14 protein-coding genes are annotated in these 11,510 nt (G+C 50.7%); 3 read left to right on the top strand and 11 right to left on the bottom strand.

Going from position 1 to position 11,510, the window contains the following annotated elements:
* Positions 1 to 72: 72 nt before the first annotated feature.
* The 8 genes from ABXT62_RS02900 to ABXT62_RS02865 all read right to left on the bottom strand — a co-directional run bounded on the left by ABXT62_RS02900 (position 73) and on the right by ABXT62_RS02865 (position 3,121).
* The gene (locus ABXT62_RS02900) at positions 73 to 495 is read right to left on the bottom strand and encodes a cupin domain-containing protein (RefSeq protein ID WP_415357046.1); all 423 of its coding nucleotides are present in this window, start codon (positions 493 to 495) and stop codon (positions 73 to 75) included.
* 79 nt (positions 496 to 574) lie between these two features.
* Positions 575 to 835, bottom strand: coding sequence for a VF530 family DNA-binding protein (locus ABXT62_RS02895; RefSeq protein WP_415357045.1), 261 nt, complete (start codon positions 833 to 835; stop codon positions 575 to 577).
* A gap of 31 nt (positions 836 to 866) precedes the next feature.
* Positions 867 to 1,115 carry an RNA recognition motif domain-containing protein gene (locus ABXT62_RS02890; RefSeq protein WP_415357044.1) on the bottom strand — a complete coding sequence of 83 codons (249 nt, stop codon included), beginning with the start codon at positions 1,113 to 1,115 and terminating at the stop codon, positions 867 to 869.
* Between the two features lie 154 nt (positions 1,116 to 1,269).
* Positions 1,270 to 1,467 (bottom strand): CPXCG motif-containing cysteine-rich protein, encoded by a 198-nt coding sequence (locus ABXT62_RS02885; RefSeq protein ID WP_415357043.1) that lies wholly within the window; start codon positions 1,465 to 1,467, stop codon positions 1,270 to 1,272.
* Positions 1,468 to 1,661: 194 nt separating this feature from the next.
* Positions 1,662 to 1,952 carry an encapsulin-associated ferritin-like protein gene (locus tag ABXT62_RS02880; protein ID WP_415357042.1) on the bottom strand — a complete coding sequence of 97 codons (291 nt, stop codon included), beginning with the start codon at positions 1,950 to 1,952 and terminating at the stop codon, positions 1,662 to 1,664.
* A 131-nt stretch (positions 1,953 to 2,083) separates the two neighbouring features.
* Positions 2,084 to 2,299, bottom strand: coding sequence for a TIGR02450 family Trp-rich protein (locus ABXT62_RS02875; protein ID WP_415357041.1), 216 nt, complete (start codon positions 2,297 to 2,299; stop codon positions 2,084 to 2,086).
* 162 nt (positions 2,300 to 2,461) lie between these two features.
* Positions 2,462 to 2,872: a VOC family protein gene (locus ABXT62_RS02870; RefSeq protein ID WP_415357040.1), complete on the bottom strand. Its 411-nt coding sequence runs from the start codon at positions 2,870 to 2,872 to the stop codon at positions 2,462 to 2,464.
* A gap of 3 nt (positions 2,873 to 2,875) precedes the next feature.
* Positions 2,876 to 3,121, bottom strand: coding sequence for a hypothetical protein (locus ABXT62_RS02865; protein ID WP_415357039.1), 246 nt, complete (start codon positions 3,119 to 3,121; stop codon positions 2,876 to 2,878).
* Positions 3,122 to 3,549: 428 nt separating this feature from the next.
* Between ABXT62_RS02865 and ABXT62_RS02860 the strand changes: the two genes are divergently transcribed.
* Positions 3,550 to 3,936 carry a cupin domain-containing protein gene (locus tag ABXT62_RS02860; protein ID WP_415357038.1) on the top strand — a complete coding sequence of 129 codons (387 nt, stop codon included), beginning with the start codon at positions 3,550 to 3,552 and terminating at the stop codon, positions 3,934 to 3,936.
* 61 nt (positions 3,937 to 3,997) lie between these two features.
* A complete protein-coding gene (gene mqo, locus ABXT62_RS02855) occupies positions 3,998 to 5,494 on the top strand; it encodes a malate dehydrogenase (quinone) (RefSeq protein ID WP_415357037.1) in 1,497 nt (498 codons plus the stop codon).
* 160 nt (positions 5,495 to 5,654) lie between these two features.
* On the opposite strand, the gene yeiP is transcribed toward mqo, so the two are convergent.
* The 3 genes from yeiP to ABXT62_RS02840 form a co-directional block, all read right to left on the bottom strand.
* Positions 5,655 to 6,230, bottom strand: a complete 576-nt coding sequence (gene yeiP / locus ABXT62_RS02850; protein WP_415357036.1) for an elongation factor P-like protein YeiP — start codon at positions 6,228 to 6,230, stop codon at positions 5,655 to 5,657.
* Between the two features lie 66 nt (positions 6,231 to 6,296).
* Complete coding sequence (locus ABXT62_RS02845; RefSeq protein WP_415357035.1) at positions 6,297 to 7,526, bottom strand: phytanoyl-CoA dioxygenase family protein; 1,230 nt, start codon at positions 7,524 to 7,526, stop codon at positions 6,297 to 6,299.
* 154 nt (positions 7,527 to 7,680) lie between these two features.
* Positions 7,681 to 8,058 carry a DUF3147 family protein gene (locus ABXT62_RS02840; protein WP_415357034.1) on the bottom strand — a complete coding sequence of 126 codons (378 nt, stop codon included), beginning with the start codon at positions 8,056 to 8,058 and terminating at the stop codon, positions 7,681 to 7,683.
* A 232-nt stretch (positions 8,059 to 8,290) separates the two neighbouring features.
* Here ABXT62_RS02840 and ABXT62_RS02835 point away from each other — a divergent pair, with 232 nt between their 5' ends.
* Positions 8,291 to 11,392 carry an error-prone DNA polymerase gene (locus ABXT62_RS02835; protein WP_415357033.1) on the top strand — a complete coding sequence of 1,034 codons (3,102 nt, stop codon included), beginning with the start codon at positions 8,291 to 8,293 and terminating at the stop codon, positions 11,390 to 11,392.
* Positions 11,393 to 11,510: the final 118 nt, after the last annotated feature.

Below are 11,510 nucleotides of genomic sequence, written 5' to 3'. Positions count from 1 at the left end.
CAGGGTCTGGAATCCAGCAGTGCATCCATGAGTGCGCCCTGACATCTTCCCCGAAGAGGCGTCGTAGCTGCGTTATGGATCGCAGTAAATGGATTCCGGGTCATTATCAGGCAGCACAGTATTGGGGGTCGACTGTTCCCCTACATAGAAAACGACAACCTCGACCGGGCCATTGATGGCATGGCCACGGTGAACAGTCCTCATCACTTCAACCACTGACTCTCCCTTATTGAATCTGACCTTCTTCCCAGATTTTGTTTCAACCTCCAGACTCCCTTGCAGGATATACCCTAGCGTCGGAACCGGATGGCAGTGAAACGGCGTCACTTCACCTTCATCAACTGTAAGTATTACCGACGTTATCTCGGGCTCACCCTTGGGATATATTATTTTACCGCCCTCCCATGTAGACGATGTCTCCAAAAGCACATCAGCATAAGCCGCCGTAATAAAGAAATTTAAAAACAACAGTGCAAGTATCTTGAAAACTCTCATAAAATACTTCCTAGTGAACTTTAGTTTTTTTATTAGAAAAATACATTCCTCAAATATTTTTTCGGCTTTTGATAAAACCTCATTTTTTTGCGCCATACGTTGAATTGGCCCAAGGAGATTTTTTTTGAAACGTTGATATATACAATGCCTCAACTTTTTGCCTCGCCCATGGCGTTCTGCGTAAAAACTTGAGCGATGACTTAATCGATGGATCTTTTCTGAAACAGTTGATGGTGATTTTTAAAGCCAAGCCACTCCAGCCGTAGTGCTCGACAAGATTTTCAAGAATGCACTCCAGTGTAATTCCGTGTAGAGGGTTATCGGGCTGTTTAGTATTCATGCTGTCAATACACCACAACCGAATCGCGCACTCACGCCGTACGGTCTTCGGCCTTTTTTACACGGACTTTACTGTTACCAATACTTTTGTTGTTTATAGCCTTCATCGCAACTTTAGCCTCTGCGGCTTTTGGCATCTGCACAAAACCAAACCCCTTGGAAACACCCAGAGCTTTATCCATCACAAGATCACAGGATTGCACCGTGCCATATTCCTCAAACAGAATTTTTATTTCGCCTTCGGTAGTACTGCGGTCAAGATTTCGAATTATCAGTTTCATAAGAAGCTCACCCTTATAGGCGTCCTGTCAATATCAAAAAATTATAAACTCGGCACATGTCACATAACGCCCTTAACCGCCGCACTCGCACAGCCGTAAAACGTGAAAGCAACGATGCCACCGAAAACTTCTTAGTCCCCGGTTGAGCCCCGGGTTAGACTGTTTCGTTTTCATCGTATACGGTGACAGACATATAGCCCATCGCATCAACACGCAGGCTAAAAGTGATTGGCCTGCAGCACACTTGGCAATCCTCAATATACTGCTGACCCGCTTCTTGATGGTCTATCAGAACTCTGATCGACTCTCCGCAGTAAGGACAACTCACTACTTCTTCTAGTAAAGAGTCCATCACTCAGCGACAACCGCTCTGTCGTGCTGTGGAATAGATTTTTTTAGTCCTATTACCTGCATGATACTCACCCCCATAGCGCACAATGAATCTGCAAGTAAAACAGCCGCGATGCAGTGTTAGTCGCGGCGCACCAGCAAGACCCGCCCAGCGCATAATCACTAGAAAGCGGAAAGTCTTGCAGGCTTTTATGCTTATTTTTCGTGTGTAATCGGCTTATCTGTAAAGAGATAATCTTTTAACTCTTTGTCAAATCTTGGATCTTGTCGTCTGATCCATTCGAGGACCATCGCCGCGTGCTCTTTTTCTTCATCTCTGTTATGCGCCAATATTGCCTTCAATTCTTCATTTTTACACGCATCAACTCTTTGATTGTACCAGTCTACCGCTTCAAGCTCTTCCATTAGCGATGTAATCGCTCTATGCATATCTCTAGTTTCGTCAGTAAGTTCGCCTATTGGCTCGTGATAGCCTTCATTTGACATATTTCTCTCCTTAAAAAAGCGTGGTGGAATTGTATTTCATAAAACATCAATCATTGGCTGGCGACTCGCCGCTTCAGCACCGAATACCTAACGCTAATTTACGGGTTAGAACATCCAACGAACAGTATTCATTATTTCCAGCCATGAAGCCATTTATTCGTGTCTTCTAACTCATGCCACTGTATTGGGGCCGCACGACTAGAGATAACAGCCTCTATGAGACAAAGAACTGGCTCTCCTTCTTCGTTAAAGTCGACTTCGGTTACAAGGAAGTGTTTTTCCTTCTCTTTAGGATTGACAGCAGTCCATTTGCTATTGAGTAACTTCCTAGGATTAATTGTATTCACTTAAATTCCTTACTTTACCCACTGTCAGCATGAGATTAAGAAACAATACGCGCGACCGGTGAAACTCAACTTGTCTCATACACGATCTCTATGAATGAGTAGAAAAGTAGCGCCTGCCACTCGGTCTTTTACTCGTAATGACCGACTGATAACGTCGGGAGGCTATAGAGATGCACCCGGCCCCAAAGGTTGTCCATAACTGAACTCTATAAAATTACCGTCGGGATCTTTGATGCCACAGTAATAGCCCACTGGATATGGCTCGTCTCTGGGCGTCCACTCCAAAATTCCTGCTATTTTCGCGCGCTCAGCAACAGCATCTACCGCATCGCGAGTCGCCAAAGCGAAACCGAGATGAGAAAAATCTTCAGCCGACTGCACTCTCCCTGGACCACCTGGTATGAGCACTAGTATAAAATTTATCTCTTTTTCCTTCTCGGCAAGCCAGACCACACGCTTGCTGCCCGAAACCCGATCATGAACCAAATGCATATCAGCATACGACGTGTAAAAATCTATGCAGGCATCCAGGTCCCTCACATGCAACGCAAGGTGTGTCAGTGAGGCTGTCATCCCTCAACCCTTGCAGTATGCTTCAAACTGTTCGCGATTATTGTCGAAGCCCTCCTTCTCCGCTAGCTCCCAAGGTCGTTCACATTGATTAGACCGGCCGCACCATGAGTAACCCGCCGAGGCAATACAGCCATGTATATCTCTATCTGAGCCGGGCAACTTGCCGTCGTCAGAGTTGACGGCGTCACTTAAAGAACAACCACTAAGACAAACAACCAAAACGATGAGCAGTAGATATGATTTCTTCATTAATAGTGCCTCTTGCGAACCAAGGGTCTGAGATTTAAAGCTGCCGCAGCCAGTGCGCAACATGGCGTAACGTATCATCCAACACATAAGGTTTCATATTTGAGCCTTGAAAACCACCACGAATGATACTTTTTCAGCACTCTCGATGAGGTAGGTTTACCCCAGACTCAAGCTCTCACTGATAAGAAACTCCTGTAGCATAACCCCCAAGCCGACGTCACTGGGGAAGCAGCCTGCACAATAACATCTGATCTAATCTGTGAAAAAACACGATATCATCGCCCAAAATCAAATAATATGGCAAAGCGATAGACTAGCTCATACAATAGCGTAGGGCCCTGATCAAGACCCGCTCGGGGTCACGTGCCTTAGTGACTGGCCACAACAAAGATAACAAAACAATTCTAACAGACAAAGAGGAAAGCCCTGTGTTTCGATGCGTGAGAATATGGACTGGCGATGACGAGAACTCCCAGTTCGAAGAAGGCATGATCGACCTCGGTCCCGCGGCTGGTGGCGATCTCTTCAGCGACGAGTCGTTGGTCACAACGACGTCGTTTCGCGAGACGAAGCCGGGCGGCACGCTAACATGGCACACGGCCCCAGTGCGGCAGCTAGTCATCACCTTGAGCGGGACTCTCGAATTCGAAACGCGAGAAGGACAGCGTTTTCAGCTCGCCACTGGTGATATACTTCTAGCGGAGGACACTGTCGGTGGCGGTCATTCCTGGAGGATCATCGACGATCAACCCTGGCGCCGTGTTTATATCGTGCTGGCATCTGATGCGCATGTACCTTTTAAGCCTTTGAAATGACTATCTAAATTTTATATGATTCACGCAGGCCACAACAGCACAGCACTAGAAGGAGAGGTTAATGAATGAGGCTACGGCTGAAGAAGAGATCGATGTAGCCTTAATCGGCGCGGGCATCATGAGCACGACGCTAGGAGCTTTTTTAAAAGAATTACAGCCGCATTTAAAGCTTGAGATTCTTGAACAGCTGCCGGGGGAGGCCCAAGAAAGTTCGGGAGCGTGGAACAATGCCGGTACCGGACATGCGGCTAACTGTGAACTGAACTACACACCAATGGGCGCAGATGGCAGCATAGACATCGCGAGGGCGCTAGAGGTTAACGTCGAATTCGACATGTCGCTGCAATTCTGGTCATATCTGGTCAAAAAGGGTGCAATACCGAGCCCTAACGAGTTCATCCAGCCGGTGCCTCATATGAGCTTCGTTATCGGTGAAGACAATCAGGCCTTTCTCAAGAAGCGTCATGCGGCGATGAGTAGTCATCATTGTTACCACGGTCAGGAGTATTCTGAAGATCACGCGAAGATCGCGGAGTGGACACCCCTGATTATGGAGGGACGTGACCCACACCAGAAGGTGGCGGCAACTCGCACCCTAAACGGTACCGACGTTAACTATGGCGCGCTCACTTCCAGCCTGTTGGCCTATCTGCAGAAGCAGGAGGATTTCAGCGTTCGCTTCTCTCAATCAGTGATCGACCTGGAGCGAAGAGCAGGTGGCGGATGGCGACTCTTTGTCAAAGATGCGATAACGGGCGCACGGCGTATCGTGAACGCGAAATACGTGTTCCTCGGAGCAGGCGGGGGCGCGCTCCCGCTGCTGCAAAAGTCTGGCATTCCAGAATCCAAGGGTTATGCTGGCTTTCCGGTGAGCGGGCTTTGGCTACGCTGCGGTAACCCGGAAGTAGTTGATCAGCACAGCGCTAAGGTCTACGGCTTGGCGGCCAAGGGCTCTCCTCCGATGTCGGTGCCGCATCTCGACACCCGCATCATAGACGACAAGCGCTGGTTACTGTTCGGGCCCTACGCAGGATTTTCGACCCGATTCCTTAAAAATGGCTCGCTCTTCGATCTCCCAAAGTCGGTACGGTTGAACAATATCCTGCCACTCCTCGCGGTAGCGCGCGACAATTTTCCTCTCGAGGAGTACTTGGTTGGACAAGTTCTGCAAAGTGCCTCCCACCGCTACGATTCCCTGCGTGAGTTCTATCCACAGACGAATGTTGCAGACTGGGAAGTTGTGGTCGCAGGGCAGCGCGTACAAATCATTCGGAAGGATAAGGCGCATACCGGAAAGCTCGAGTTCGGCACCGAAATCGTGCATTCCGCTGACTCGTCGATAGTCGCTGTATTAGGCGCATCGCCAGGGGCCTCGACCGCGGTCTCGATCATGGTCCACATGCTCGAGAACTGCTTTCACGAGCAACTCGTCGGCCACTGGGTGCCCAAACTAAAGGAAATGATTCCCTCCTACGGCTACGATCTAAAAACCGATGCAGCCCTATCCGCGCGCGTTCGCGCGGATACCGCCGAAACCCTGAACCTGAGCAAGCACTAGCGATTATAATCCCATGATGTAGTGGAACACAGGCTAAAAAATCGGCGGACGCTAGGGATAGAAGTATTATCCTGACAGAGATAAAAAAATCAAACACCAGATAGCGTTTTTAACTTCATATTGAGTCACACAGTGCCCGCCATTATCACTGCGTGGGACGTTATTTGGCGTCTGCTCGAGACAAAAACTTACGCTCTTCCACACTGACCTTTATTTTATCGCCAACAGAGATATGTTCCGGCACTTGCACGGTCAACCTGGTCGATAGTAACGCCGGCTTCGTTCTTGAGGTTGCAGAGCCGCCCTTGATTGATGGATCAGTCTCAATCACTTCAAGCTCAACATTAGACGGCAAATCAAGCGCTACCGGACTGTCGTTAACCATAATCACATGGACGCCAGTTGTGGCCTCATTAATGAAAAGAACTTGATCAGCAATGGACTCTTTATTTAGGCTATATGGCGTGTAATCACCCGTATCCATAAAGATATATTCATTGCCGTCGACGTAGGACAGCATGACAGGTTTTCGTATAAGGTCTGCCAAATTCAAAATATCTGAATCCTTAAACGTCTCATCAATTTTATTTTGAGTGACTACATCATACATACGCATACGGTAGATGCTGCCCCCTGCACGACCTTGCGGAACCGAACGCTCAATATCGCTGACCATATAGGTCTTATCGTTATACTCAACAGCGGAACCTTTCTTAATTTCACTTGCCTTTGGCATTTTCTCTCGTCCTGATTTTTGCAACAATATTCAAATTTTTATACGCCTGCTGACATGCGTATTCTCTTAAGCCTCTGCATCTGCAATGCGGTCCTGCACACTCGTCAGCTGCGCTCGATCCGCACGCTGTTTTTCGACCGAGACTTGCTCGACTGCGTCACCCTCCATAAGCGGCTGCCGAAAGCCCGTGTAGACGACCTTCCGTGGGCGTTCGATGGGCGGATAGGCGCGATGCAGCGTATCACTGCAATGCACTGTTAGGTCACCCGTTCGCGTGACTAGCTTTATCACCGGCAAATCAAGACTGTCGTCTTTACCCGCAGTCTGAACATTGGCACGATGGGAGCCTGGGACAACGCCAAGTGCACCGCTGCGTTCGTCCGCGCCGGTAACGGAAATGCCAATCGAGAGGCCGTTACAGTAGTAAGAGTGTTGTCCTTGCCCACAGTCCTTATGCCAAGGGAGATCGGAAAGACCACTTTTGATATCGAGCGGCTTGATCAGGCCCTCCGCGCCCAGCCAGCCTGCGCCCTTAGCACTGCCACAAAGATCGTCTCCTGTGATCTTGGCGAGCCATGATAGCCGGTCGTCCTGAAGCAGGACACGCAGCGCGGCGGATTGTTCTTGAAAAAACAGTACACGCACAGCCTGCTGCACACCTTTCGAATCTCCTGCCCACCACGATGCACCATCGTCGGGACGCGCACGCTCAAGGGCAGCGTCGAGGTCGGCAGACACGGCGGCCATCTCTGCCTCTGTGAAGACACCACGCAGATGCAAAAATCCAGCTTGGTGAAGGAAGTGGGAGATCTCATCGCGATCATCGTCACGTTCGAACGCTCGACTGAGATCCAGATCGCTGCCGTCTCTATCGGTCACTGTGATGGCGCCAGCTTCGTGAACAGGGCGACCATCGAATAGTGCACGGAGCACCGGCTCCCAGCCAATCCAATGCTCGAAGCTGCCCTGAGTCATCTTAACGCGTGAGTTCATCGCCAGTCCCATTGTTGTCGTCCAGTCTTGGACAAGATCCGAGAGAGCATCACAATCAAGTTTTGCAGTTGCACTGTCGGATGCGTACCCCGCTTCAATGCGGAGCGCGCCGCGCCGTTCGCATAATGTGACGGTGCGATCACCAACGCTGAGCGTGAGGGCTGGCAGGTTCTTGTAGCGCAGGCCTCGAGCGGCGAGCTCCGCATTGCGAGACAACGCTTCCGGAATCAACGAGTCGAAGATTGCGTCTCGGTCGAAGGGTCTGCGATCACGATGGCGGCGGGTACGGCAATCGATGGACATGGAGTGACTCCTTATTTTTATTAACCTGCGAGGACACCACGGCAAGTGTCATTAGAGAATGTCTACGTCGTTAAAAAATATTTCGAGCAGCAGCGTATACTGGTTAAGCGGCCCTAGCAGCCTGTCAATATTAGCTGGCATTTCTATACATCGTTTATAACTTTACCCCAAAATAATTTAATACTGCCAGCATTAATAAGTAACTCAAAAAGGTGAGACCGATTGATATTGCTATGGCCCAGTAAAAATGAAGTTCAAGTTTGAGCAAAATCGGCAATGTTAAGAATAGTGTTAACGAGGGTAAAACCAACCAAAAAATACTGGATGACAAGTTGCTTACTTTTGTTGAATCACCCGTATCGATGTACAGCCAAAACATTGCCAAAACCGAAACAAGCGGAATAGATGCCAAGACGGCACCGACAAGAGAGTTTCTCTTAGAAATCTCTGAAATCGCCACGATAAGGATAGTGGTAATCGCAATTTTTATGGCGTAATAAATCAATTCATAGCCTCCACAGCTAAGACGCATAGCGCCTACTCTGCCAACGGTCTGGGCGTCTCACGAGGTCCCGCAGAGCTCGAGTATATGTGAGCCCCTTTTCTCATGCAAAGCGGTCATCGGATTGACTTTCTTTGACGCCCGACAATGCGCTTCTATCTCAAATAGTGGGAGGTTACGTGTGAAGGGCGATTCACCATCAGATTAAAATTAATTCAATCTATTTGACAGGCTCAAAAATACTGTATATTTATACAGTATAATGTCAAGCTACGCCGAACTTCACTGCCTTAGCTGTTACAGCTTCCTGCGCAGCGCCTCTCATCCCCACGAACTGGTGGAGCGCGCCGCCGCGCTCGGGTATCGCGCACTAGCCATCACGGACGAGTGTTCCTTTGCAGGGATAGTCAAAGCCCATGTGGCCGCGAAGGAAGCCGGCATCCAGCTCATCATCGGCAGCGAGCTGAGACTGGAGGAAGGCATTCGACTGGTAGTACTCGTGCCTACTCGGGATGCCTACAGCGAGCTGTCCGGCCTCATCAGCATGGCTCGCCGGCGCAGCCCCAAAGGAGAATACCGGGTCACCCTGCGTGACGTAATATTTCACCTCAAACGCTGCTTTCTGATCTGGCTGCCCCAAATGAACGATGAAAACAGTCACGCCTATGGTCTGCAACTCAAGCGGTTGTGCAAAGATCGTCTGTGGCTCGGCGTCAATCACCTACTGGGTAACAATGAAGTACAGCGCTACCTCAGGCTGCAGCAGTTGGCCCAGGAATTGGATATTCCGATGCTAGCCTGCGGCGATGTGCGCATGCATACCGCCAAACGTAAACCCCTGCATGATGTGTTTACCGCACTCTATCACAGTACCAGCATCGCTCAATTGGGTCGGCGACGCCTGGGCAATAGCCAGCAACACCTGCGCACTATCGACAAATTGCAATGGCTCTACCCCCCTGCACTACTGGATCAAACTCTACACATTGCCAGACTCTGCAATTTCAGCCTGGATGAGCTGCGTTATGAATATCCCGAAGAGGTGGTGCCATCGGGTTACAGCGCCAATCAATATCTGCGCGAGCTGGTGACGACAGGCTCAGATGCTCGCTGGCCCCGAGGTATTCCCACAAAGATACAGCAGAGCATCGATAAGGAGCTGGCGCTAATAGAGGAACTGCACTACGAATATTATTTCCTCACCGTGTACGACATCGTGCGCTTTGCCCGCTCCCGCGACATTTTGTGCCAAGGCCGCGGTTCAGCGGCCAACTCGGTGGTGTGCTACTGCCTCTTTATTACGGAGGTATCACCCGAGCAAATCTCTTTACTGTTTGAGCGCTTTATCTCCAGAGAACGAGACGAGCCACCGGATATCGACGTGGACTTTGAACACGAACGGCGGGAGGAAGTGATTCAGTATATCTATGACAAATACTCCCGCAAGCGCGCTGCTCTGGCCGCCACGGTCATCACCTACCGCTCACGCAGCGCGGTGCGCGATGTGGGCAAAGCACTGGGGCTGGATCCGGTGTTCGTCGACGACCTGGCAAAATCTATGGCGTGGTGGGATCGCTCGGCAGATCTCAACAAACGATTTGAAGAGCAAGGTGTCGCCAGCCACAGCCAGCAGGCAGAGCTGTTTTATTCACTGGTGCAACAAATCCTGGGCTTTCCCAGGCACCTGTCACAGCATGTGGGTGGCTTTGTGATCACCCGCAGCCCTATCTCGACGCTGGTACCCGTGGAGAATGCCAGCATGGCAGAACGCACTATTATCCAGTGGGACAAGGAGGACATCGAGTCTATGGGCCTGCTCAAGGTAGACATTCTAGCCTTAGGCATGTTGTCTGCCATTCGCAAGAGCCTACAGATGGTGCAGCGCTACTGCCCCACCATCAAAACGCTCAGCGACATCCCCAAAGACGACCCGTCCACTTACCGCATGCTGCAAATTGCCGATACCATTGGCGTATTCCAGATCGAGTCACGGGCGCAGATGTCTATGCTACCGCGGCTCAAGCCTGAGTGTTTCTACGATCTGGTCATTCAAGTCGCTATTGTGCGCCCTGGTCCTATTCAGGGCGATATGGTGCACCCGTACCTACGACGCAAACAGGGGCTGGAGCTGGCGTCCTACCCCGACGACGCCATCAAGGAAGTGCTAGAGCGAACACTCGGCGTGCCTATTTTTCAGGAGCAGGTGATCAAACTCGCCATGGTAGCGGCAGGTTTCTCCGGCGGCGAAGCAGACCAGCTGCGCCGCGCCATTACCAGCTGGGGCAGAAACAGCAAACTGCTGACCTTCGAGGAAAAGCTCACCCAAGGCATGATCGAACGCGGCTACAACGAGGATTTTGCTCGACGCCTGTTCGAGCAGATCAAGGGCTTCGGGGGTTACGGTTTTCCGGAATCACACTCTGCCAGCTTTGCTCTTCTGGCGTATATTTCCGCATGGCTCAAGCGCCATCACCCGGCCGCGTTTGTTGTGGGGCTGCTCAATAGTCAGCCTATGGGGTTTTACAGCCCCTCACAGTTAATTCAGGACGCCCGCCGCCACGGCGTCACCGTATTGTCTATCGACGTCAACCATAGCGACTGGGATCACCAGCTGTTGGACAGCCGCTCTGCACAACAGAACCAACCAGCGCTACGACTGGGCCTGCGCTTGGTCAGGGGCCTAAGCCGGCAAGGCGCGCAGAGAGTGGTAGAAGCGCGACAACGCAACCCTTTTCGCCAGATCAGCCATTTGCGTCAGTGGGCCGCCCTGAACAAGCGTGACATGGAAGCACTAGCAGATGCGGACGCTCTGCAATCGCTGAGCGGACATCGACATCAGTCGCAGTGGCAAATCATGGCACTGGAACAACCCAAACCCTTGTTACGCGATGAACAGTACCAGAACGCCAGTTACTTCGACGATGGCGTGCAGTTGCCCGCACCACAGATAGCGGAGGAAGTCCTCTCAGACTACCGCGCCACCGGTCTCACCTTGCGCGCCCATCCATTGAGTTTGTTGCGCGACCGCGCCCCTTTCAACCGCTGCAAGCGCCACACCGATCTGGCATCCATTGGGCATAAACGTTTCGTGCGCATTGCAGGACTCGTCACCTGTCGCCAGCGTCCGGGAACTGCCTCGGGCGTTTTATTTCTTACTCTGGAAGATGAAACTGGCAACAGCAATATTGTAGTGTGGGAGCGAACACAACAACACTTTCGCCAGGCGTTGATGAACGGAAAACTGTTACTGGTGAACGGCATTGTAGACACCAAAGATAACGTCACCCATGTGATCGCCGGTGCTCTGTATGATTATTCTCATGAGTTGGACAACTTATCCGTACGGTCGCATGACTTTTATTAATGCATTGGATGCTGCCAAGTTCACGAACGATATCATTGGAATTCCTATCTGGCACGCGCCTTATCAATTTTTCTTTGAATAAACCCTCTGCGTCCACCTGACGAAATATAGACACTCA

Source organism: Halioglobus sp. Uisw_031 (assembly GCF_047729875.1).
Taxonomy (GTDB): Bacteria; Pseudomonadota; Gammaproteobacteria; order Pseudomonadales; family Halieaceae; genus Marimicrobium.
The sequence above is the reverse complement of the archived record's forward strand: the minus strand, read 5'-3'. Positions and strand labels throughout refer to the sequence as shown.

Coding starts and splice junctions, on each gene's coding strand:
- ABXT62_RS02870 (WP_415357040.1), bottom strand. CDS start 2,872: ATGACAGCCTCACTGACACACCTTGCGTTGCATGTGAGGGACCTGGAT.
- ABXT62_RS02900 (WP_415357046.1), bottom strand. CDS start 495: ATGAGAGTTTTCAAGATACTTGCACTGTTGTTTTTAAATTTCTTTATT.
- ABXT62_RS02880 (WP_415357042.1), bottom strand. CDS start 1,952: ATGTCAAATGAAGGCTATCACGAGCCAATAGGCGAACTTACTGACGAA.
- ABXT62_RS02845 (WP_415357035.1), bottom strand. CDS start 7,526: ATGTCCATCGATTGCCGTACCCGCCGCCATCGTGATCGCAGACCCTTC.
- yeiP (WP_415357036.1), bottom strand. CDS start 6,230: ATGCCAAAGGCAAGTGAAATTAAGAAAGGTTCCGCTGTTGAGTATAAC.
- ABXT62_RS02885 (WP_415357043.1), bottom strand. CDS start 1,467: ATGGACTCTTTACTAGAAGAAGTAGTGAGTTGTCCTTACTGCGGAGAG.
- mqo (WP_415357037.1), top strand. CDS start 3,998: ATGAATGAGGCTACGGCTGAAGAAGAGATCGATGTAGCCTTAATCGGC.
- ABXT62_RS02835 (WP_415357033.1), top strand. CDS start 8,291: ATGTCAAGCTACGCCGAACTTCACTGCCTTAGCTGTTACAGCTTCCTG.
- ABXT62_RS02895 (WP_415357045.1), bottom strand. CDS start 835: ATGAATACTAAACAGCCCGATAACCCTCTACACGGAATTACACTGGAG.
- ABXT62_RS02865 (WP_415357039.1), bottom strand. CDS start 3,121: ATGAAGAAATCATATCTACTGCTCATCGTTTTGGTTGTTTGTCTTAGT.
- ABXT62_RS02840 (WP_415357034.1), bottom strand. CDS start 8,058: ATGCGTCTTAGCTGTGGAGGCTATGAATTGATTTATTACGCCATAAAA.
- ABXT62_RS02890 (WP_415357044.1), bottom strand. CDS start 1,115: ATGAAACTGATAATTCGAAATCTTGACCGCAGTACTACCGAAGGCGAA.